19 protein-coding genes are annotated in these 20,706 nt (G+C 41.2%); 16 read left to right on the top strand and 3 right to left on the bottom strand.

Going from position 1 to position 20,706, the window contains the following annotated elements:
- Positions 1 to 2 precede the first annotated feature (2 nt).
- Genes Q8P13_04160 through Q8P13_04150 form a run of 3 tightly spaced genes read right to left on the bottom strand, consistent with a single transcriptional unit; the run spans position 3 to position 3,229 of the window.
- The gene (locus Q8P13_04160; GenBank protein MDP2671619.1) at positions 3 to 1,631 is read right to left on the bottom strand and encodes a sulfatase-like hydrolase/transferase; all 1,629 of its coding nucleotides are present in this window, start codon (positions 1,629 to 1,631) and stop codon (positions 3 to 5) included.
- Complete coding sequence (locus Q8P13_04155) at positions 1,615 to 3,009, bottom strand: SAM-dependent methyltransferase (GenBank protein ID MDP2671618.1); 1,395 nt, start codon at positions 3,007 to 3,009, stop codon at positions 1,615 to 1,617. Before Q8P13_04155 ends, Q8P13_04160 begins: the two co-directional genes overlap by 17 nt.
- Positions 2,996 to 3,229 (bottom strand): hypothetical protein, encoded by a 234-nt coding sequence (locus tag Q8P13_04150; protein MDP2671617.1) that lies wholly within the window; start codon positions 3,227 to 3,229, stop codon positions 2,996 to 2,998. The genes Q8P13_04155 and Q8P13_04150 overlap by 14 nt, the downstream gene beginning before the upstream one ends.
- A gap of 116 nt (positions 3,230 to 3,345) precedes the next feature.
- Here Q8P13_04150 and Q8P13_04145 point away from each other — a divergent pair, with 116 nt between their 5' ends.
- From Q8P13_04145 to Q8P13_04070, 16 genes are read left to right on the top strand one after another with little or no spacing between them, the layout of a single operon-like run.
- Complete coding sequence (locus Q8P13_04145; GenBank protein MDP2671616.1) at positions 3,346 to 4,695, top strand: nucleotide sugar dehydrogenase; 1,350 nt, start codon at positions 3,346 to 3,348, stop codon at positions 4,693 to 4,695.
- Positions 4,685 to 5,209, top strand: coding sequence for an acyltransferase (locus Q8P13_04140; protein MDP2671615.1), 525 nt, complete (start codon positions 4,685 to 4,687; stop codon positions 5,207 to 5,209). Before Q8P13_04145 ends, Q8P13_04140 begins: the two co-directional genes overlap by 11 nt.
- A complete protein-coding gene (locus Q8P13_04135; protein ID MDP2671614.1) occupies positions 5,202 to 6,287 on the top strand; it encodes a DegT/DnrJ/EryC1/StrS family aminotransferase in 1,086 nt (361 codons plus the stop codon). Before Q8P13_04140 ends, Q8P13_04135 begins: the two co-directional genes overlap by 8 nt.
- The gene (locus tag Q8P13_04130; GenBank protein ID MDP2671613.1) at positions 6,280 to 7,293 is read left to right on the top strand and encodes a Gfo/Idh/MocA family oxidoreductase; all 1,014 of its coding nucleotides are present in this window, start codon (positions 6,280 to 6,282) and stop codon (positions 7,291 to 7,293) included. Before Q8P13_04135 ends, Q8P13_04130 begins: the two co-directional genes overlap by 8 nt.
- Before the next feature lie 9 nt (positions 7,294 to 7,302).
- Positions 7,303 to 8,340 (top strand): Gfo/Idh/MocA family oxidoreductase, encoded by a 1,038-nt coding sequence (locus Q8P13_04125; protein MDP2671612.1) that lies wholly within the window; start codon positions 7,303 to 7,305, stop codon positions 8,338 to 8,340.
- A gap of 3 nt (positions 8,341 to 8,343) precedes the next feature.
- Positions 8,344 to 9,774 carry a nucleoside-diphosphate sugar epimerase/dehydratase gene (locus Q8P13_04120; protein MDP2671611.1) on the top strand — a complete coding sequence of 477 codons (1,431 nt, stop codon included), beginning with the start codon at positions 8,344 to 8,346 and terminating at the stop codon, positions 9,772 to 9,774.
- On the top strand, positions 9,771 to 10,622 hold the full coding sequence (locus tag Q8P13_04115; protein ID MDP2671610.1) for an NAD(P)-dependent oxidoreductase: 852 nt from the start codon (positions 9,771 to 9,773) through the stop codon (positions 10,620 to 10,622). The genes Q8P13_04120 and Q8P13_04115 overlap by 4 nt, the downstream gene beginning before the upstream one ends.
- 3 nt (positions 10,623 to 10,625) lie before the next feature.
- Positions 10,626 to 12,128, top strand: a complete 1,503-nt coding sequence (locus tag Q8P13_04110) for an oligosaccharide flippase family protein (GenBank protein MDP2671609.1) — start codon at positions 10,626 to 10,628, stop codon at positions 12,126 to 12,128.
- Complete coding sequence (locus Q8P13_04105; GenBank protein ID MDP2671608.1) at positions 12,125 to 12,637, top strand: acyltransferase; 513 nt, start codon at positions 12,125 to 12,127, stop codon at positions 12,635 to 12,637. The genes Q8P13_04110 and Q8P13_04105 overlap by 4 nt, the downstream gene beginning before the upstream one ends.
- On the top strand, positions 12,634 to 13,626 hold the full coding sequence (locus Q8P13_04100; protein ID MDP2671607.1) for an SDR family NAD(P)-dependent oxidoreductase: 993 nt from the start codon (positions 12,634 to 12,636) through the stop codon (positions 13,624 to 13,626). The genes Q8P13_04105 and Q8P13_04100 overlap by 4 nt, the downstream gene beginning before the upstream one ends.
- Positions 13,619 to 14,671 (top strand): glycosyltransferase, encoded by a 1,053-nt coding sequence (locus Q8P13_04095; GenBank protein ID MDP2671606.1) that lies wholly within the window; start codon positions 13,619 to 13,621, stop codon positions 14,669 to 14,671. The genes Q8P13_04100 and Q8P13_04095 overlap by 8 nt, the downstream gene beginning before the upstream one ends.
- Complete coding sequence (locus Q8P13_04090) at positions 14,668 to 15,831, top strand: glycosyltransferase family 4 protein (protein ID MDP2671605.1); 1,164 nt, start codon at positions 14,668 to 14,670, stop codon at positions 15,829 to 15,831. The genes Q8P13_04095 and Q8P13_04090 overlap by 4 nt, the downstream gene beginning before the upstream one ends.
- Positions 15,828 to 16,901 (top strand): UDP-N-acetylglucosamine 2-epimerase (non-hydrolyzing), encoded by a 1,074-nt coding sequence (gene wecB, locus Q8P13_04085; protein ID MDP2671604.1) that lies wholly within the window; start codon positions 15,828 to 15,830, stop codon positions 16,899 to 16,901. Before Q8P13_04090 ends, wecB begins: the two co-directional genes overlap by 4 nt.
- Positions 16,898 to 18,100 carry a glycosyltransferase gene (locus Q8P13_04080; protein ID MDP2671603.1) on the top strand — a complete coding sequence of 401 codons (1,203 nt, stop codon included), beginning with the start codon at positions 16,898 to 16,900 and terminating at the stop codon, positions 18,098 to 18,100. The genes wecB and Q8P13_04080 overlap by 4 nt, the downstream gene beginning before the upstream one ends.
- Complete coding sequence (locus Q8P13_04075) at positions 18,066 to 19,496, top strand: O-antigen ligase family protein (GenBank protein ID MDP2671602.1); 1,431 nt, start codon at positions 18,066 to 18,068, stop codon at positions 19,494 to 19,496. The genes Q8P13_04080 and Q8P13_04075 overlap by 35 nt, the downstream gene beginning before the upstream one ends.
- 30 nt (positions 19,497 to 19,526) lie before the next feature.
- Positions 19,527 to 20,687, top strand: coding sequence for a glycosyltransferase family 4 protein (locus Q8P13_04070; protein MDP2671601.1), 1,161 nt, complete (start codon positions 19,527 to 19,529; stop codon positions 20,685 to 20,687).
- Positions 20,688 to 20,706: the final 19 nt, after the last annotated feature.

Below are 20,706 nucleotides of genomic sequence, written 5' to 3'. Positions count from 1 at the left end.
AACTATTTAAAAATTTCTTTGGTTCGATCGTGGAGTTTGTACGGAGCTCCGGTAGGGTTTTCGAAAATGAAAATTTTGTCTTCCAATTTTTTAAAATTGGCCCCAAAGTACTGATTGAAAACCAGCCGGAAAGTGTTGACCGGGGTAATCGTCTGGTAGAGGTTTTTGTAATTCTGGTCAGGGAAATAGTAGGCATTGAGAATTCCGGTTTTTTCTTTCAGGGACTTCAAGCTTGATTTGTCCCAGCGCTGACTGACCTTGTTCAAAATTGGGGTTGGACCCTCATCAGCCTGGATGACGATGATCGAGTTTTTCGACTGTGCCAGGATATTGTTCACAATTTCTTTGATATTTGAATTGGCACACTTGATGTGGTTGAGATAATTTACTACCGGAGAGTGTTTTTTTGTCTGTTCCGGTCTGATTGGTTTGCAGTTTTGGTCGAGAACATAAGGAGCGTGTGGAAGAAGTATATGACCAAAAACGAATTTTGGGCCTCCCCTCTCTTGGGGAATTTTTTTCAGACTTTGCAGACCAAAAAGAATTCTGTTTCTGTGATCAAAGTTTCCGTAGGGTTCATCAAGATCGAAACGATTTAGTTTTTGGATGATTGGTGAAAAAATGGTTGTTTCCAAAAGTTTGGAAGAAAACTCGTCCAGATTGACAAAATTGGACAATCGAAAGACATAGTTTTTGTCGGCGTTTTTGTTGGCCCGGGTCGGATTCCACCAGCTGCCCACATGAAAATATTTATAACCAAGGGCTCTCAAATCTTTTTCGACTTTGTAGTTGGCCATGAGAGGATAAACTAAAGTCTGGTCATTTGAATCTTTGGGCAAAGCCTTGACCAGAGAAGTGATGTAATTTAAGTTTAAAGAGCTTGAAACAGACAGGAAGGTAGCTGGATAATTGTCGCGACTGGCCTTGGCGAGATAAAAACCTTTCTCAGTTAGAAAGTCAGCTAATTCTTTGTTGTCATAGTTGTAGAACTCCTTGAGGTTTTGAAAGCTAGCGTAGCGGTCAAAAATGAAGTAATAAACATCTGGTGGGTCTTTTGGTAGGGTCAGCTTGTCAGTGCTTTCAATCACCACTTCTCTTTTTGTTAAACCAAAAAACCTTTTCGTTCCTACTTCGTAAGAAAAGATTTTGAACAAAGGAAAGACAAGGAGAAGAATGACCAACCAATTTAGAGGTTGCCTCAGCTTGGCACTACCTTTTCTGATGATTAAATAGCTACCAAAAAGAAGAATAAATCCAAAGAGAGGAACCAGGGTTTTGTTTGCACCAAGGGCAAGACCAAAGATATTAAAAGTGAAATCAGGCAAAGAGGTTTTGACTAAGTCATAATTGAAAGCTAAAACCAGCACCAAGAGGACCAGGAGAGCTGCCTTGTCTTTGCTTTTGAAAAGCTTGGAGAGGAGGAAAAAAATTACTAAACTTAGAGTGGGAACGAAAATTAGTGAAGGAAGAATCTTTTCCGGAAAAAGCTCGGAAATGTTTTGCGAGTAGAGCGATAAAGTTGGATAGAGAGCAAACAAGAAAAAATAGATCGGTTCTTGGATCAGCTTTTTGAAGAAATTTAGTAGAGAGTCTTTTGAGAAAGTTACAGTTACTTTATTCTTTTTGGCCATTTTTTCTCATTAAATACAAAAATCTTTTGCTAGCCTTGATAAGTTCGCACTTTTCAATCAGAAAAAAGTTTGCAAAGGCTTTTTCAAAACCTTCCTTGGTATAGTCGGGGAAAATGTCTTCTCGTGTGGCCAGAAGTTTTTGAACTTGAGAATCTTCTTTGGGGATAAATTCAACGACCAAGTTATTACAAAGTTTGGCGAATAGAGAAGCCAAATTTTCTAAAGAGACATTGTTCGAAATTGCCAGATGATGGATTATAGCTAGAGCGAAGATCGTATCAACCTTGGCTCGGTAAAGTATAGGGTCCCTTTCCTGGTTGTCCCAGCCTAAAGCCGGACTGGGATTAGTTAGATCAAGCAGCAGAGGCAGAATGAACTTCTCTTTTTTATTTTTAAGAGTTTCATAACTAACTTCAATCGCATCCGGATCAATATCAAAAGAAACGGTGGGGATATTTTGATCAGAAGCAAGTCTACTAAACAAGCCTGTATTTCCTCCCAAATCCCAAACAGAGTTTGTTTTTTGGCTGTTTAAGAAAGCCTTCACCAAATTCGTTTTTTGTTTTAGTGCGCTAGAAACATAATTGTTGTTTTCTGGGTAGTAGTCGCCCCACTCGGTTCCTGCTGGCTTCCATTTTAGTAGGTTTACCCCACTTTCCAAACTGTCAATTAGAGCCAGGAGGGAAGTTTTTGAAATACTTTTCTTAATTTCTTCTTTTTTCACTTGCTTGTCGGCGTAGTTAATTTGGCTCTTGGCGTGCATGAAAAGATGCAAAAAAAGTGGAATACGTAGCCTTGCTTTAAAAGGAAGAAGTTTAACAGTTAAGTCTAGAGGAATTCCGTCAATGTAATTTTTGAACAAAGAGGAGAGTCGAAAATCTGTATAAGCCATAAGCGCCAAGGTAGCCAAAAAATGCTGGCAAAACTGCTTGTAAGCCACCCAAGGTTCACCTTCTTTGTATTTTTCGAAGGAAAGAGTATCAATCAGCACGGGTTTGCCTTCAAAAAACTGAATATTGAAGGCGCTGGCATCTTTGAGGGTCATTCCGTGTTCCAAAGCGATTTTCTGAATTTTTAAAGTTACCAAAGCAGAGTCCTTCAACTGGCTAAAACACCACTCGTAAGGATAAGAGATGAACGGAATTTGAGTGGGTTTAATAATTTTGTAAGCCCGGGAGGTTTGTTTCAAAGAAAGGTTGGCTTCTTGATGGGGAATTAAAAGTCCTTCGCTGGTTAATTTTTTATAGAGCCCGCTTTTTAGCAAAAAATCAAAGTGCTCTCGGTAAGAAGAATTTATTTGTCGGTAGACGGTATTGTCAATTTTGAAAAGAAAACCACTTGGGTCTCGAAAAGAGGCGGCAAGATTATTTTTTGCCATTTTTCGTGGCAGTTTTTTTCTGAGTGAATCTTGAGAAAAAGGTTTTAATACTCGACCAATAAGTTTTGACAGTAAAAAGCCCACCCGCGATACCGATGATCATAAACTGAAAGAGGACGCTTCCAGTACCGGGATTCAAGTAAGCATGGGCTGGTTTGGTAAAAAGAGCGAAAAGGGTAAGAGTAAGTAAGCTGATATTAAAAGTCGAAGGTTTTTTCATAAGGCCCCCTAAAAAAGTTTTATGGTAATAAATCTACCACTCTTTATTTTTCTGTGCAAGCGTTAGTTTGTCTGCTAGGTTTGCCTGTGTTAAAATCAGTTTCTGAAAACCCCAAAATGGAAAAGCTAAAACAGAAGATAAAAAACAAAGAAGCAAAAATAGTCGTGGTCGGGCTTGGTTACGTAGGTCTACCAGTTGCTTGCTTGCTTGCCAAGGCTGGTTTTGCCGTAAAGGGCATTGATCTAAATAAAGAAAAGATCACTCTCATCAATAAAGGTGTGTCTCCTCTAGATACAGTCGAAGAAGGTATCGGTCAATTGGTTGAAGAAACTGTCAAAAACAAAAAACTGTTAGCGACTGATGATTACGCGGTGAGCAAAGAGGCCGATGTTGTCATTGTTTGTGTAGAAACTCCAGTTGAAGAGGTCGATCACTTACCTGCTTACAAAGCTTTACGGAGCGCGCTTTCCTCGGTAGGTGAAAATTTACAAAAGGGTTCACTGGTCATTGTTGAATCGACGATTGCTCCGGGAACAACCAAGCAGATTGTCATCCCTACTCTTGAAGAAAAGTCGGGAATGAAGCTAGAAGTAGATTTTTTTGTGGGTCATTGTCCAGAGCGGCTGATGCCAACACGCATTTTTGCTCAGCTAAAAACTTACCCAAGAGTGGTTGGTGGGACGAGCCCAAAAACGGCGGAAGCAATGACGGAGCTTTATCGAAACATTACTTCTGGGGATTTGGATTTAGTTGACCCTCTGACAGCTGAGGTAACTAAAACCGAAGAAAACTCTTTCGGAGACGCTTTGATTGCCCAGGCCAATGCCTTTGCTCTTCTGTGTCAAAGCTACGGTGTTGATGCCAACCAAATTATCAAGCTGATTCGGAAAATCCCTGGCTACTGGGGCGCTTATTTAAACCCCGGCCCAGGAGTCGGTGGCCACTGTCTGCCGAAAGACCCTTATTTAAAAATCATGCAGCTTAAGGCTTCTCCCGGAGAGTCAAGAGCAAAAGAGCTAGTGGCAAATTTAGTGAACTTGAATCGGGCTATTAATGACTACATGCCGGAGAACATGACGGTTTTGATCGAAGAAGCTTTAGCTCAAGCTACAATAGATCCCAAAAAAGCCAAGGTAGCTCTCCTCGGCTTTGCTTACAAAGCCAATACGGATGATACTAGAAACTCACCTACCGAAGCTTTGGTCGAGTGTTTGCAAGGACGCGTTGCTGAGATAAAAATCCATGATCCTTTCGTTCAGAACTATCAAGGAAAACTTGAGGAAACCCTAAAAGGCGTAGATGTTTTGGTGTTGATGGTGAAACATGATGTGTATAAAGAAATTGACCTAGCAGAAACAAAAGCACTTTTGAACAAGCCAGTCATTGTTGATGCATGGGCTTTTTTTGATAAAGAAAAAGTAAAAAAAGCCGGCTTTATTTACAAAGGAGTCGGCAATGTCGGCTGAAAAAGCAAAAATTCATTCTACGGCTGAGGTCGCTGATAGCGCTGAAATCGGTGAGGGAACCGAGATCTGGAATTTTGTCAAAATCCGTGAAGGAGCGAAAATTGGTAAAAATTGTCTGCTTCACAAAGGAGTCTTCGTTGATCAAGACGTTACTATCGGGGATAAGGTAAAAATGCAAGTTGATTCCTCGGTTTTCAAAGGAGTCAAGATAGGCAACGGAGTCTTTATTGGACCGCACGTTTGTTTTACCAACGACAAGCACCCCCGAGCAGTCAATGGGGATTTGACTTTAAAATCAGGTGCGGATTGGACTGTTTCGGAAACTATCGTTGAGGACGGGGCCGCAATTGGCGCCAACGCCACGATTTTGCCGGGTATAAAAATTGGTAAGTGGGCCATGATTGGGGCCGGTTCGGTCGTCACCAAGGGCGTTCCCGACTTCGGTCTGGTTGTTGGTAACCCCGCTCGACTGATTGGCAAAGTTAACAAAAAAGGAGAAAAAGTAAATGATTAATATTTCCAAACCCGAACTAGGAAAAGAAGAAGAGGAGGCAGTTGTCAAAGTAATTCGCAGTGGCAATTTGGTCCAAGGAGAGCAGGTCAAAGCTTTCGAAGAAGAATTTGCAGGCTACTCTGGGACGAAATACGCAGTGGCAGTCGAGAACGGGACTTCGGCTTTGATCGTCGCCCTGGCTGCGGCAGGTATTAAAAGAGGTGACCAGGTGATTACTACTCCTTTTACTTTTATTGCCACCGCCAACGCAATTTCTTTTCTCGGGGCTGAGCCAGTTTTTGTTGATATTGATGAAAAAACTTTCAACCTTGACCCGAGCAAAATTGAGTCAGCAATTACAAAAAAGACCCGCGCGATCATGCCAGTTCACATTTATGGTCTGATGGCAGATATGGAAAGAATTGGTGCTCTTGCCAAAAAGCACGGTCTTTTGGTGATCGAGGACGCGGCCCAAGCTCATGGAGCGAGTATTAAAAACAAAAAAGCGGGTAGTTGGGGTCTCGCTGGAACTTTTTCTTTTTATCCGTCGAAGAACATGACTACCGGTGAAGGAGGAATGATTACCACGAGCGACAAAGCTTTGATGGAAAAAGCCAAAATTTTCCGTCACCAAGGCATGAGCGCGCAGTACCAACATGATAGCCTCGGTTTTAACTTCAGAATGACGGAAATAGAGGCCGCTATTGGCAGACAACAGCTTAAAAAACTAGAGGGCTTCACCAAAAAGAGAATTGAAAATGCGGCCTATTTTGATAAACAGTTCTCGAAGATTTCTGGTCTGACTACTCCTTTTGTCCCGCAGGCTAGCCGTCACGTCTACCACCAGTATACGATCAAGATTGAAAAACCTTACCCTTTGGAGCGCGACCAGTTGTTAAAAAAATTGCTAGCTGAGGAAATTGGAGCAAGAATTTACTATCCAAAACTTTTGAGCCAGGAAAAAATTTATTCAGGGGCTAAACACAGAGATTTGGCCAAAGCTGAAAAGCTGCACCAAACTATTCTTTCTTTGCCAGTTCATCCCGGCCTGACCAAAAATGATTTGGACAAAATTGTTGGGGTGATCAAGAATGTCTAGAATTGTTCTTGGTTTTATTGGTCTTGGGTATTGGGGCCCAAACCTGATTCGCAATTTCCACAAACAAGAGGGGGTGCGGGTAAAGACAGTAGCTGATTTGTCAGAAGACCGGCTTGCCAAAATCAAAGGAGATTTTCCTTCAATTGCTAGGACGACGACAAATTATCAAGACTTGTTAAACGACAAGGAGATCGAGGCAATCGTCATTGCCACTCCGGTTTCTAGTCACTTTCAACTAGCCAAAGAAGCTTTAGAAGCAGGCAAACATGTCTTGGTCGAGAAACCAATGACGGCGACTGTGGCTCAAGCCGAGGAGCTGCTCGAAATCGCCAAAAGAAAAAAGCTGACTTTGATGGTCGACCACACTTTTTTGTTTAGTCCACAGGTAGAGAAAATCAAGGAATTGGTTGATAGTGGAGAGCTGGGGCAACTGCACTATATCGACTCAACTCGAATAAATTTGGGGCTCTTTCAATCAGATATCAACGTCGTTTGGGATTTGGCACCACATGACTTTTCAATTGTTAATCATCTGATCGGCAAAAAACCAATCAGCTTGTCAGCCCAAGGCTTTAAACACCCGGGGGATAGCAAAGAAGCGATTGCTTACCTGACAGTTCGCTACCCAGACGATCTCTTTGTCCATATCAATGTCAGTTGGCTTTCACCAGTCAAAATGCGCTTGATGCTGATCAGTGGAGACAAAAAAATGGTTGCCTACGACCAAATCCACCCTAGTGAGAAGATTAAAGTGTATGACTATGGCGTCAAACTGAAGCGCAGCACAGAAACTCCTTTCAGCCCAATTTATCGCGCTGGCGACGTTTGGATTCCGAGAACAGAAGCAAAGGAAGCGCTCGAGGGAGTTTGCAAACATTTTCTTGATTGTATTCAAAGTGGAGAAGAGCCGATTTCAGGAGCAGAACAAGGTTTGCTGGTAGTAAAATTGCTTGCGTCCGTTGACCAATCTTTGCAAAAGGGTGGCCAAGAAATAAAGATTAGTTAGGTTTTCATTATGACTAGAGAGCTTCAGCCGGGAAAACTCAAAGCAGGGGTGATTGGTATTGGCAACATGGGCCGACACCACGTACGCAATTACGCGGAGATGGGTGGTGTTGCTTTGGTAGGGATTGTTGATCTTGATAAAAAACTTGGCCGGCAGCTAGCCAAGAAGTTTTCTACCCGCTACTACGCTGACTACAAAGAATTTTTCAAAAACGAAAAACCGGATTTGGTCAGTGTTTGTGTTCCAACCCAACTTCATTTAAAAATTGCCAGTGAAGCTTTGGAGTCAGGAAGCAACGTTTTGGTGGAAAAACCAATCGCCAGCAACGTGGATGAGGCCAAGGCTTTGATCAAACTAGCCAAAGAGAAGGGCTTGGTCCTGAGCGTTGGCCACATTGAGAGGTTCAATCCCGCTGTTCTGAAACTCAAAGAGTTGATTGGCAAAGGAAGTTTGGGGACAATCGTTTCAGTCATGGCGCGCCGAGCCAATGCGATTCCCTCTCGGATCAAGGACGCCAACGTTATCTTTGATATCGGAGTGCACGATATTGATCTGCTCAATTTTCTTCTCGACTCTAGTCCGGAAGGTGTTTACGCCTCAGGAGGAAAAGCAATTCTACGCAAGCTTGAAGATTACGCGGATATTTTTCTTGAGTATCCAATTAATAATCAAGGGCTAGCTATTACTGGTCATATCCAAGTCAACTGGATCACCCCGGTGAAGATTCGCAAACTCAATGTTACCGGGACCAAAGGTTATGCGGTGGCCAATCTTATCAGCCAAGAACTGTTCGTTTTCGATACTAGCTACACGACTGAGTTTGATGACTTTGAGGACTACGTTGGCAAATTTCGGGAGAGTAAGAGCAAGAAAATTGCTGTCAAAACCAAAGAACCCTTGCTCTCTGAGCTTGAAGATTTTGTCGCGAGCATCAAAAATCCGGAAAGAAAAAGTTTGGCCGCCAGTCCGGAAGAAGCACTCAAAGCCCTGCGTATCGCTACTTTAGCAACTGAAAAAATTCGTCTCAAGGAAGACAAGTTAAAATAAAAAATGGTGCAAAACAGAATTTACCTTCCCAAAGAAGTCAAAAAAAAGCAGGTGTTGATTTACGGTGCTGGTGTTGCCGGAAAATTGATTCTGGAAGAAATCAGACGTTATCAAGAGAAAAATTACGAAGTTGGTGGTTTTCTTGATGATGATAAGAAAAAAATTGCTGCCTTGGTTGAGGGTGTGGAAGTTTTGGGTGGCTTGGACTATTTGGAAAAAACAAAAACAGAAAAACCGGCGGTTGAAGAAATTTTGATTGCTATTCCTTCGGCTCCGGCAAAAACAATCAGAAAGATCGTCCAAGGTTGTGAAAAGGTGGGTTTAGACTACAAAATCTTGCCGGGAATTTATGACATTATTACCGGCAAAAGAAAAGTCAGTCCGGTGCGAGAGGTGAAGATAGAAGACATTCTTGGCCGAGAACCAGTCAAAGTAAGTTTTGAAAAAATTTCGAAGTTTCTCAACGCCAAGAAGGTTCTGATCTTTGGTGCGGGGGGTTCAATTGGTTCAGAAATGGTCCGACAAATTGCCAACTTCAAGCCCAAAAAAATAATTCTTTTCGATCAAAATGAGAGCGAACTTTATGACCTACACATGGAGTTGCTTGCCTTGGGAAAGGAAGAGCAAGTCTTGCCGGTGATGGGAGATATCAGAGTTTTTTCAGAAGTTCAAGAAGTTTTTGAAAAGTACAAACCGGAAATCGTTTTTCACGCGGCCGCCTACAAACACGTTCCTTTGATGGAAGCCTTTCCGGCTGCTGCGGTTGAGACCAACGTTCGTGGTGTATTAAACATCCTTAGAGCCAATGACGAGCACCCGGGGCAAAGTTTTGTTTTCGTTTCGACGGACAAGGCAGTTTACCCAGAGAATGTCATGGGTTTGACCAAAAGAATTGGTGAGTTGCTCACTCTTGACCGAGAAAAAAGAAACAAAAAAACTAAACTTTGTGCCGTCCGCTTCGGTAATGTTCTCGGCAGTCGAGGTAGTGTCGTGCCTTTGTTTCTCAAACAAATTGCTCTTGGTGGGCCGGTGACAGTTACCGATCCAAAAGTCGAGCGCTACTTTATGACCATTCCGGAGGCAGCCCAACTCGTTCTTCAGGCAGCAGCTACTTCTCAGGGCGGAGAAATCTTTATGCTAGAAATGGGCGAAAAAATAAAAATTGTTGATTTAGCCAAAGAAGTGATTCGCTTGGCTGGTTTTGAACCAGAAAAAGATATTGAAATCAAGTTTGTCGGCTTGCGCCCAGGGGAAAAACTGACAGAAACACTCTACAAGGACGATGAAAAGAAGGTTGGCACTGAGCATGAAAAAATTTCCCGGGTTTACTCTACGGAGAAGGAAGATATAGAGGAATTTGCTGAAGAACTTTTACTTATTTCAAGACAGGGTAGTAGAGAAAAAATTATCGCCAAACTTAAGGAAATAAAATGAAAAAGCTAAAGATTTTAATTACAGGAGCTTCAGGATTTGTTGGCAGTAGTCTAGCCAAGGCTTTGGCCGATCACGAACTTTATCTTTTGGTCCACAGGAAAGAGTTTGGGTTAGGAGAAAACTTCCTCGAACACGATCTGGCAGAAGAGCTGGACAGAGAAAAACTCCCCAAGAGTTTGGATATCATCATTCACCAAGCTGCTCTGGTGGGACGTAAGCAAACCAATCCAGCCGAGCTTTTAAAAATAAACGTTGAAGGGACAAGAAAATTGTTAGAGTACGGGAAAGATGTTGGGTTAAAAAAATTTGCTTTTGCTTCCTCAGTAGCGGTTTACGGTCCAAAGCAAGACTTGGCCAAGGAAAGTGAGCGGCTCAATCCACAAAATCTTTATGCGGAAAGTAAGGTTGCCGCTGAAGAACTTGTTAGCTTTTATTCAAACCATTTTGAAACTTTGATTTTTCGCTACAACGATCCTTACGGAGCCGGAATGCGCCACGGTTTAGTTTTTCATCTTCTCAACAACATGGAGCCGGGAAGAAAAGTGGAATTTTTCAATGGTGGGGAAAACCCCAAAGCTAATCCTATTTATATAGACGATTTAGTTGAAGCAACCAAAAAAAGTCTGGAACTGGGGGGTAGCCACACTATCAATCTCGGCGGACCGGAGACAAAAACACCAAAAGAAATCGTAGAGAGTTTGGTCAAAATCACTGGAAAAAAACCTGAATTTGAGTATATTGAGGACAAAAACAAAGGTAATCAAATAGTGGACACCGCTCTCATGGAGAAATTACTTATTAAGCCCAAAATTGGTATTGAGGAAGGGCTGAAACGGTTTGTGGCCTAGATCATGACAACGCTTACTTCAAAAGCTATATTGATTGCCTTCGGAAGTGGCGCCGCCCAGGTTTTGACTGTTTTGACCGGTGTTGTACTAGCTAGACTTTTGTCAAGAACCGATTTTGGAACTTATAAACAAGTCTTTTTAGTCTATCAAATTTTTACTCCAATCTTTACTGTTGGTATTCCTGCTGGTCTATTTTATTTTCTTCCCCGTATCAGGGATTTGGAACTAAAAAAGCAGTTTATCAGCCGGTCTATTTCCTTGCTGATTTTTACGGCCATTTTGTTAACCGTCTTTATTTTTGTTTCAGCTTTTTGGGCTCCGAGAGTCATGCACAACCCCAAACTGATGATCCCCCTGATGATTTTTAGCGTTTATGCTTTTGCCACGGTCGTGGAGCAATTTTTCCAACCTTTATTGATCATGTACAACAAGCTAAATTTGCTTTTGATTTACCCAATAGTCAGAAGTACTCTTTTCTTTATTCCAACGGTGACTTTGGCCTTTTTGTTTGGAGGTAATTTACAAATAATCTTCTTGGCTTTGTCATTGGTGAGTTTGATTTTCCCGTTTTTTGGAATCATTTATACCAAAAGAATGGTTGCTTTGGAAAAGATCCTTAGTTTTGATCTTTCAAACTATAAAGAGCAACTGGCTTACGGTATCCCACTGGGGGTGACTTCAATCATTGGTCTGATCGCTTGGGAGTTCGATAAACTTGTAGTTTCAATCAACTTCCCCCCAGAACTTTATGCTGTTTACGTGGTTGGAGCGACCGAAATACCTTTTGTGAGTTTAATACGATCTTCGGTAAACCAAGTCGTTTTACCGGAAATGGCCAAAGCCTATTCAGAAGGAAATACAAAGAGATTGGTAGAGGTTTGGCACAACTCAATCAGAAAAATTAGTTTGATTATCTTGCCCGTTTTTGTCATCGCCATGATTTTTTCCCACGAGATAATTACGCTTCTTTATTCAGAAAAATTCGCCAGTAGTGTTCCTTATTTCAGAATTTACCTGCTTTTACTTTTGATCAGAGTAGCTAGCTACGGTATAGTACTTCAGGCAATTGGAAAAACTAGAGAAAACTTAAAGGGCTCAATAGTCTTTTTTGTTATTAACGCAATTTTGAATCCAGTTTTGGTTTTCACTCTAGGTTTGGCCGGTCCAGCGGTCGCGACTGTAATCTCAACCTTTATCAACGTTTTTTACTATGTAATAGTGATTAAACGCTACGTGAAGATTTCCTTGGCAGACGTTTTTCCTTGGACGGTTGTGTTGAAAATACTCTCAATCTCGATTCTCTCAGCTTTGCCGATCAGCCTTATTTTGTATCTAAATTTGGAGGTCTTGGTTAAAATGTTTTTGGCAGGAACTGTTTATTCTCTGGTCTATCTTTTGTTGATAATAAAACTAAACGCTCTGAGTCATTTAGATAGGCAACTGCTTAGCGGCTATGTAAACAAGATTCTTGCAAATTCTCTTAACAAATTTAGATCAAGGCCATGAAAACTTTAATTGCGAGAAAACTGGTCACCTTGATAAGATATTTGGAAGGAACTAGTTTTCTTCGGTTGAGAAGGTTTTGTTATCGCAAGCTGCTGAAAAAAATGGGGCGCCCAGTTTCGATCGGCACGGCGGTTTTTATCATGGAGCCGGAAGAAATCGAAATTGGTAACAATGTTTCGATCCATGAGTTTTGTGTCATCTCCGGCTTTGGTGGTGTGAAAATTGGTAATGACGTTTCTATCGCGACTGGAACAAAGATATTTTCTTCAACTCACCCTTTTGATGATAAAGAGGTAAAAATCAGAGAGGGAGTTTTGCAAAAACTTCCAGTTGAAATTGGAGATAACGTTTGGGTTGGAGCCAATGTAGTTATAACTCCTGGAGTGAAAGTAGGATCTGGAGTTGTGATCGGAGCTGGAGCGGTAGTCACTAAAGATTTGGAAAAAAACGGTGTTTATGCAGGAGTTCCGGCACTGCTTATTAAAAAAAGATTTAGTCAGGAGAAATGATGGATTTGAACAAGGAAGTTGCTAGAAAATACAAAAAAGCGCTTGTCACTGGTGGAGCCGGCTTTATCGGCTCACATATCTGTGAAGAGTTGGTCAAAACCGGAATTGAGGTCGTTTCTTTGGATAGCTATGTAGCTGGAAAAGAAGAAAATATTCAAGACTTAAAAAAGTTTCCAAATTTCCTAGGGGTTAAAGCTGACATCACTGATTTTGACGACCTAAAAAAACATTTTTCAGGAGTTGATATTGTTTTTCACAACGCAGCTTCGAAAAAAACGGTTTCTTTGAAAGACCCAAGAAGGGATTTAGAAGTAAACGCCAAGGGAACCTTTAACTTACTTGAGCTTTCAAGAGACACCGGAGTAAAAAGATTTGTTCACGCTTCAACTGGTTCTGTTTACGGTGAGCCTGTTGTTTTCCCTCAGGATGAGAGTCATCCCCTGAGCCCAGTTTCTACCTATGGAGTTAGCAAATTGGCAGGGGAAAGATACGCGATACTTTTTCACAAGCTCTTTGGTCTCAATACTACGGTGCTTCGCTACTTTCATGTTTTTGGTTCTAGGCAAGAGTTTAATGATTTTGGAGGAGTAGTGGCGATTTTTATCAGAAATATGATGGAAAACAAACCGCTGATTATCTTTGGAGATGGAAGTCAGCAGCGTTCTTTCACCTATGTAAAGGATGTTGTCAGAGCAAACCTTTTGGTGGCGGTAAATGATGGTAGTATTGGAAAAGTTTATAACTGCGCTTCTGGTGTCAAAGTTACTGTCGGGGAGCTTGCCAAAGCAGTTTTGGAGACTTTTGGCAGAGATGAATCACAGATAGACTACAAAGATTGGACTATTGGTGACATCAAAAACTTTGAGGTCGACAACACAAAAATAAAGAAGTTGGGAATGGAATTTTCCACTGATTTTTCCGTTCGGCTCAAGGAAACGATCAAAGAGATGAAAGATTATATAACCAAGCTTAAAAACAAAAATGCCTGATCTGAAAAAAAAGAAGATTTTTGTTGGTTTCAACAACGCTGGTTCGGAAGGAATCTACAGTTTCACTAGGATTCTAAGGAAAGAAGGCTTTAGGATTGATTTTTTTGGCTTTTCCGGAAGGTGGGTCAACACCCCTTGTGATGTAACCCTCAGACCGTTTTCAAACAAACTTTTGCAAAAACTTCAAGGTCTCTACCTATTAATTTCCTCACTTTTTAAATACGATATTTTTCATTTTTTCTACGGAAGGACCTTTTTCCAGTATCGATTTGACCATTTCTTCTTCAAACTTTTAGGCAAAAAAGTTATTTACGATTTTCGTGGCTCAGAGCTTTATGATGTAAAAAAATCTGTCGAAACTGATGGAAAAGAAAGCCCTTACTACTCTTTCTTCCATAAGAAAGGAGCTACATTTTTTGAAAATGAAAAGAAGAGAAACGGATTTTTGATCGACAATGCAGACGCGATCGTCCTTGCTGGTCCTTGGTTGGCTAGTCAGGCTAATAAGTCGGCACACATAATTCCTTACTCGAGAAATATAGAAGAAATTCACGCGTTTAAAAAACAAAATAACGAGAAAAAAGCTTTCACAATTTTGCACGCTCCAACAAAACAGGAAATAAAAGGCACTAAGTTTGTTACGGGTGCTGTAGAGGAGTTAAAAAAAGAAGGCATGGAGATAGAGTTAACTCTTGTAGAAAAAGTGCAAAAAGAAGAACTTTTTGAACAGATCAACCGCTCTGATATCGTTGTCGACCAACTTTTGATTGGTTGGTATGGTGGTTTTTCTGTTGAAGCTATGGCCCTAGAAAAACCGGTAGTTTGTTATTTAGAGGACGAGTACAAGGACCTAGTCCCTTTTGGGGACGAAATTCCAATCATTAACGCAAGTAAAGACACTCTAAAAGAAATCTTGAAAAAAGCAATTTCCGAAAAAGAGGAACTGAAGGCTTTGGGAAAGAAAGGCTACGAATTTGTTCAGAAGTATCATGATGCAAAAGTTGTGGCGAAGCAATATCAAGAAGTTTATGAAAGTGTGCTATGAAGAAAATTTGTATGGTCGTTGACAATTCTTTGGATCATGACAGCCGAGTCAACAAAGAGGCCGCTTCTTTAGCGAAAGCAGGTTATGAAGTAGTAGTTTACGCTCAGAAAACAGTCAAAAATTCAAGTGAGGAGAAGGTTAACAAATTCTTAGTTAAAAGAGCCTCGGCAAATTATGATTGTTTCTCTATCTATAAACCTTGGAGATTTGTTTTTTCTTTGCAAAAGGCGCTGAAAGAATTAAAAGCAGAGAAAGCAGATGTTTATCATGCCCACGACCTTCCTGTTTTACCTCTGTGTTATTTAGCAGCAAAAGCTAATAACTCCAAAGTGGTTTATGATTCTCATGAGCTTTACTTAGAAACCTTGGATAGAAAAAACATGAATTTGTTCAAATATCTATTGTTAAAACTGAAGTTTTTGATTATGGGTCTTTCTGAAAGAAAGCTTATTGGAAAAGTTGATTTGGTCATCACGGTCAATGAGTCAATCAAGGAAGAATTGAAAAAGCGTTACAAGATTAAAGCAGTTGAAACTTTGCTCAATGTTCCTCCCAGAAGTGGCGTGGTGACCAGTAGGGACAAGTTTAAAGACCTTTTTGGACCAGGAACAAAAGTAGTTTTGTATCAAGGAGCCTTTGGTTGGCTGCGAGGTTTAAGGCAGCTTCTTGAGTCAGTTGTCTACTGGCCGGAAAACTTTGGTCTAGTTTTGATGGGTGGGGGACCAATCAAAACGCAACTAGAAAAATTGGCGAGGAATCTTGGTATTGAAAAGAAAATTGTTTTTTTAGAATCAGTGCCACTCGAGCAGTTGTTGGATTATACAAGTTCAGCTGATCTTGGGGTTGTTCCTATGTTAAAAACAAATTTAAATCAATACTTGGCAACTCCAAATAAACTTTTTGAATACTTAGTTGCAGGACTTCCGGTTGCGGTCAGCAATATGAAGGAAATGAAAAAGTTGGTGGAGGAAGAAGAGATTGGTGTTGTCTTTGACCCAGAGAACCCCAAAGAGATTGCGAGTAAAATCAACCAAGTTTTGAATGAGGTAGGTGTTTATGAAAAAATGAAAAACAATGCCCTAAAGGCAGCTGAGGGAAGGTATAATTGGCAGCTTGAAGAAAAAAAACTGTTCGCTATTTACAAGCGTTTAACAATATGAAAATAGTAAGTGTCGTCGGAGCTCGACCGCAATTTATCAAAGCAGCGGTTGTTTCAAAAGAATTACGAAAAAAGTTTCAGGAAGTTTTAATCCACACCGGGCAACATTACGATCCAAATATGTCAGAGGCTTTTTTTGAGGAGTTGGAGATTCCGGAGCCTGACTATAAATTGGGCGTTGGATCCTTAAGCCAAGGCAAACAAACTGGAGAAATGCTCGTCCGTCTAGAAGAAGTGCTTGTCAAAGAGCATCCAGATCTGGTCCTGGTTTATGGAGACACAAACTCAACCTTGGCAGGTGGTCTTGCAGCCGCCAAGCTTCACTATCCAGTTGCCCACGTGGAAGCTGGTTTGCGTAGTTTCAACCGATCTATGGCTGAAGAGATCAATCGAGTTCTGACTGATCACCTTTCAGCGCTACTTTTTTGCCCGACGGAGACGGCAGTAGAAAACCTAAAAAAGGAAGGCATCACAAAAGGAGTTTGGAAAGTTGGTGATGTTATGTTTGACAGTATCATTAACTACAAAGATTTAGCAGAAAGAAATTCCACAATTCTTGAAAAGTTGGCTTTAGAAGAAAAAAATTACTTACTAGCAACAATCCACCGGGCTGAAAACACTGATTCGATTAAAAATTTACAAAATATTCTTGAAGGTTTTCTTCAGAGTGGGGAAAAAATTGTTCTGCCTTTGCATCCACGCACAAAAAAGGCTCTTGAAGATTCAGAAACAAAAATTCCCGAAAATGTACTGGCGATTGAACCTCTTGGTTATCTTGATTTGTTAAAACTTGAAGCTAACGCCAAAAAAATTCTGACTGATTCAGGCGGAGTGCAAAAAGAAGCCTATTTTCTCAAAATTCCTTGCATTACTTTGCGAGAAGAAACCGAGTGGGTGGAGACTATCGAGGATGGTTGGAACCTCTTGGTGGGGTCTGACAAAGAAAAAATAGTTGAGGCGATTAGAAATTTTCAATCCCGAGGCGGGCAGAAAACTAGTTTTGGTGCTGGAAATGCTAGTGGTCTTCTTGTTGAGAAGATAAAGGAATTTTTGGAAGAAGCTAGACCATGAAAATCGTTCATCTTATCGGCTATTTCCAACCAGAGTTGGGATACAAAGAATATTACATCGCTCTCAACCAAGTTCGAGCCGGGCACGAGGTTCACGTCATTACTTCCAACAAATTTTTCCCTTTTCCTGATTATCAAGTTATGGCGAAGCGTTTAGATCTGCCGGCGAGCAGAAAAAGGCAGGCAGGGGAGAGCGTTTTCGAGGGAATCAAGATTCACCGTCTCGCGGCCAGGGTTGAAATCAAGGAAAGTATCTTTGCTTTCGGAGTTAAAGAAGCTTTGGCGAAAATCAAACCGGATATTGTCCACACTTACGCGCCCAATCAGGGTTTGACTCTTCTCGGGGCCAGATACAAAGACGAGCTGGGTTACTTTCTGATTGGGGACGATCAGATCCAACCAGAGTCGAATAAGCCTTACAAATCAGTTGCCGGTTTTCTTCGTTATTTTCTGTTTCAAAAATATGCCAATTCCTATTATTACAAGAAGGCGGACGTGATCTTTTGTCCCAACAACGGCACCAAAGAGTATTTGCAAAACAATCTGCAGGTTCCGGAGAGCAAGCTTAAATTGGTTCCCATTGGTTTTGATCCCAAAGTTTTCTTTTTTTCTCAAAAAGCTCGAGAGGAAATCAGAAAGCGCTTTGCAGTTAACACAAAAGAATTTCTGATCCTTTTGGTTGGCAGACTAGCAGCGGATAAAGGTTTTGAGGTAGTATTAAAAGCAGGTGCTGATCTGATCAAAAGCGGACAAGCCAAAGTGTTGGTTGTCGGTGAGGGAGACTACAAAGCTGATCTGGAGGCTTTGACTCAAAGACTTGGTTTGAGCAAGCAAGTACATTTCGCTGGATTCGTCAAAGAAAGCGATCTTTATCAGTACTATTCTGCTGGTGACCTGGCTGTTTGGCCCAAACGACCGACTGTTGGCATCTCCAACGCTATCGGTTGCTTCCTACCCGTACTTCTGCCAAAGAACAATTTTGTAGATCATCTCGTTGCCTTTGAAAACGGACTGACTTTCAAAGCTGATGATGGTAATGACTTGGAAGAAAAGCTAGCAAAAATCATCACCGATAAAGAACTTTACCTGAGTTTGAAGAAAAAGACACAAAAAGCCCGCCAGTATTTTGATTTTGAAAAATTAGCCTTGGAGGATATTCGAGCCTATGAAGAATTTGCAGCTGCTCATCCAAAAAATTAAAGAGCCGAGAATTTTTGGACCAATCCTTATTTATCTTTTGCTGGTTCTGGCAGCAATCTTGAAGCTCAACCTCGCTTTCCTTACTCTTGCCGTTTTCTTGCTAGTCAGTTTTTTTTATTTCAAGAACTATCTCTTGGCTTTTTATCTAGCGGTTTTTAGTCTTTCCTTCGATCAAATCTACATTTCCGTTGGCTTTTCTCTCAAGATCCACATGGTCGTTTTCCTAATTACCTTTTTGCTTTTACTCTACAATCATGTCAAAGAAAGACGCCTACCGACTCTGCCACCAAGAGCCTTCAGTCTACCGTTGGTGGTTTTTCTCGCCTTTGCTTTGTTATCAGTTTATTTTGCTCTCGATCAAACTCGGTCACTGCGTTTTTTTGCCAATCTCGTTTATGACTTAACAGTTTTTGGAATCGTCTTCGCTCTAGTTGCTGATTCGTCCCGAGTTTTAAAAACTATTCTAGCTCTTTTGCTTGGAACACTAGTGACTACGGTAGTGGCAATTTATCAGTTCGTCGCTTTTTATTTGGACATTGATTTTTATACCAAGGTCAACATTCTAAATCCAGGAACTTTTGCCCGCCCCAAAGGGATTTTTGACCACACTAATTTTCTGGCGAATTTTCTTTTGGTTTCACTTCCAATTGGGTTGTCCGTTTTGGTAGACAAGACCAGAGAAAATTGGTGGAGAATTTTCCTAGTTGGGGCGGGGATATCAGCCTTGGCTATTACTTTCTCTCGGGCTGCTTGGATTGCTTTGTTGGGAGCTTTGTTGATCTTCATTTTTGGGACTGTAATCTTGCGCTTTAACCTTGTGGCTTTGCTATCAAAATTTGCTGTAGTGGGGCTCACTAGTCTAGTGATGTTGGTGGTTTTGTTGGTTGCGATAGGGCCGTTGCAGTTTGGGGGTTTGCGAGGCAGAAGCCACGTCAGTGATTTGGAAAGGCGAATCAGTTCAAGTGTTGATCCAGAAGCAACAACCAACACCGAACGGCTGCAGATTTGGCAAGCCGGTATTAAAATGGTCAAAGCCAATTGGCTGACCGGAGTTGGTTTGGAAAATTTCATGCTTCGCTATCACGATTACAAACTTCCCGAAGCTAAACGAGATCGTGTCCAAGCCCACAATGTTTATTTACAGATTCTTGCCGAAACCGGGGTTTTTGGCTTTTGGGCCTTCCTTTGGTTTAACATCGCACTCATTGTCAGCGCTTTGTTAAGTCTCTTTCAAAGTAAAGATTGGCAAATGAGACTTGTTGTTTTGGGCAGTTTGACGGCAGTCTTGGCGGTGAGTTTCCAGAACCTGACAAACTCAACTCTCTACTATCCGCACACTTGGTTTCTTTACGGTTTCCTATTGGCCAGCTCAAGGTTGGCTCTGAAAAAGGAGTAAACCTAGCCAAGGCTTGGTAAAATAAAGTTTATGATTATCTTTGTTAGCGGTGCCCCTTTTTTTGGTGGAGCAGAATACCAAATTCTTGATTTGATCTCCAGTTTAAAAAAAGAGTTTCCGACGAAATTTGTTACTTCCGAAAAAAGCCCATTTAAAAAGGCAATGGAAAAAGCTGGGGTCGAAACTGAGATAGTTAGTTTGGGAAGTACTTTTGGTCGTTACCGAGGCTTGAATTTTTTTAACCCGGTAAACCTTTTGTTGCAGAAAAAAATGGCCGAGAAACTTGCCTCGGCTACCAAAAAAGATTTGGTCATCACCTTTGATTACAAAGAGCTAGTTTTGGTTGAAAGGGTAAAAAAGGGCTTTTCGCATCTTCATATCCAACATCCTCAATTTCCCGCTTGGCTGCGAAAAAACCCGCTTCTCAAAAAGGCAGTTGTTGCTAAACTAAATTCTTGTGAGCAGGTGGTGGTTGATTGTCAGGCTCTGAAAAAATATTTAGCTGACTTTTCAGTTTCAGAAGAAAAAATAAAAGTCGTTTACAACGGAGTCGATGAGCACTTTTTCGTCCCTCCGAGGCAGGAGCAAAAGCTGACTGCAAAGAAAAAGCTTGGTTTGGAAAAAAAACCAGTGATTGGTATCAATGCCCGTATTAACGCGGGCAAGGGTTATGAAACTTTGTTGGAGGCCTTGGTTGAAGTCAAACGAAAAATTCCAGAGGTGCATCTGCTTTCAGTGGGTGGGGGAAATAAGTTAATGGAGAAGAAAATAAGAAACAAAGTTAAATACCTTGGTCTGTTGAAAGAGGTGACTTTTTTGGGAAAAATTGAACGAGAAGAGACTTTGAATTTTTATTACGCTGCCGATGTCTTCACTTTACCGTCAGAAAGTGAGGGTTTGCCTTTGTCAGTCCTGGAAGCGATTTTTACCCATGTTCCGGTGGTTGCGACAAAAGTTGGTGGTATTCCCGAAGAGATAGAAGAAGGAAAAAGTGGTTGGCTGTGCGAGGCGAAGGATAGTCGGGCTTTGGCAAAAGCCTTGCTCGAAGCCTTGGATGATAAAATCAAAGTAGAGAAGTTTACGCAAGAAGCTTACAGCAGCGCTCTGGAAAAATTTACTAAAAGCCGTATGATCGAAGAAAGCGGCAAGCTTATCAGGGAAGTTTTAGGGAAAGAAGGCAGGTCTAAGTAGCATCGTATCGACCAGGAAG

It is taken from the genome of bacterium (assembly GCA_030704665.1).
Classification (GTDB): Bacteria; Patescibacteriota; Microgenomatia; order Woykebacterales; family RBG-16-39-9b; genus JAUYID01.
Note: the sequence above shows the minus strand (reverse complement) of the source record. Positions and strands in the feature narration are given on the sequence as shown.

Coding starts and splice junctions, on each gene's coding strand:
- Q8P13_04160 (MDP2671619.1), bottom strand. CDS start 1,631: ATGGCCAAAAAGAATAAAGTAACTGTAACTTTCTCAAAAGACTCTCTA.
- Q8P13_04155 (MDP2671618.1), bottom strand. CDS start 3,009: ATGGCAAAAAATAATCTTGCCGCCTCTTTTCGAGACCCAAGTGGTTTT.
- Q8P13_04150 (MDP2671617.1), bottom strand. CDS start 3,229: ATGAAAAAACCTTCGACTTTTAATATCAGCTTACTTACTCTTACCCTT.
- Q8P13_04145 (MDP2671616.1), top strand. CDS start 3,346: ATGGAAAAGCTAAAACAGAAGATAAAAAACAAAGAAGCAAAAATAGTC.
- Q8P13_04140 (MDP2671615.1), top strand. CDS start 4,685: ATGTCGGCTGAAAAAGCAAAAATTCATTCTACGGCTGAGGTCGCTGAT.
- Q8P13_04135 (MDP2671614.1), top strand. CDS start 5,202: ATGATTAATATTTCCAAACCCGAACTAGGAAAAGAAGAAGAGGAGGCA.
- Q8P13_04130 (MDP2671613.1), top strand. CDS start 6,280: ATGTCTAGAATTGTTCTTGGTTTTATTGGTCTTGGGTATTGGGGCCCA.
- Q8P13_04125 (MDP2671612.1), top strand. CDS start 7,303: ATGACTAGAGAGCTTCAGCCGGGAAAACTCAAAGCAGGGGTGATTGGT.
- Q8P13_04120 (MDP2671611.1), top strand. CDS start 8,344: ATGGTGCAAAACAGAATTTACCTTCCCAAAGAAGTCAAAAAAAAGCAG.
- Q8P13_04115 (MDP2671610.1), top strand. CDS start 9,771: ATGAAAAAGCTAAAGATTTTAATTACAGGAGCTTCAGGATTTGTTGGC.
- Q8P13_04110 (MDP2671609.1), top strand. CDS start 10,626: ATGACAACGCTTACTTCAAAAGCTATATTGATTGCCTTCGGAAGTGGC.
- Q8P13_04105 (MDP2671608.1), top strand. CDS start 12,125: ATGAAAACTTTAATTGCGAGAAAACTGGTCACCTTGATAAGATATTTG.
- Q8P13_04100 (MDP2671607.1), top strand. CDS start 12,634: ATGATGGATTTGAACAAGGAAGTTGCTAGAAAATACAAAAAAGCGCTT.
- Q8P13_04095 (MDP2671606.1), top strand. CDS start 13,619: ATGCCTGATCTGAAAAAAAAGAAGATTTTTGTTGGTTTCAACAACGCT.
- Q8P13_04090 (MDP2671605.1), top strand. CDS start 14,668: ATGAAGAAAATTTGTATGGTCGTTGACAATTCTTTGGATCATGACAGC.
- wecB (MDP2671604.1), top strand. CDS start 15,828: ATGAAAATAGTAAGTGTCGTCGGAGCTCGACCGCAATTTATCAAAGCA.
- Q8P13_04080 (MDP2671603.1), top strand. CDS start 16,898: ATGAAAATCGTTCATCTTATCGGCTATTTCCAACCAGAGTTGGGATAC.
- Q8P13_04075 (MDP2671602.1), top strand. CDS start 18,066: ATGAAGAATTTGCAGCTGCTCATCCAAAAAATTAAAGAGCCGAGAATT.
- Q8P13_04070 (MDP2671601.1), top strand. CDS start 19,527: ATGATTATCTTTGTTAGCGGTGCCCCTTTTTTTGGTGGAGCAGAATAC.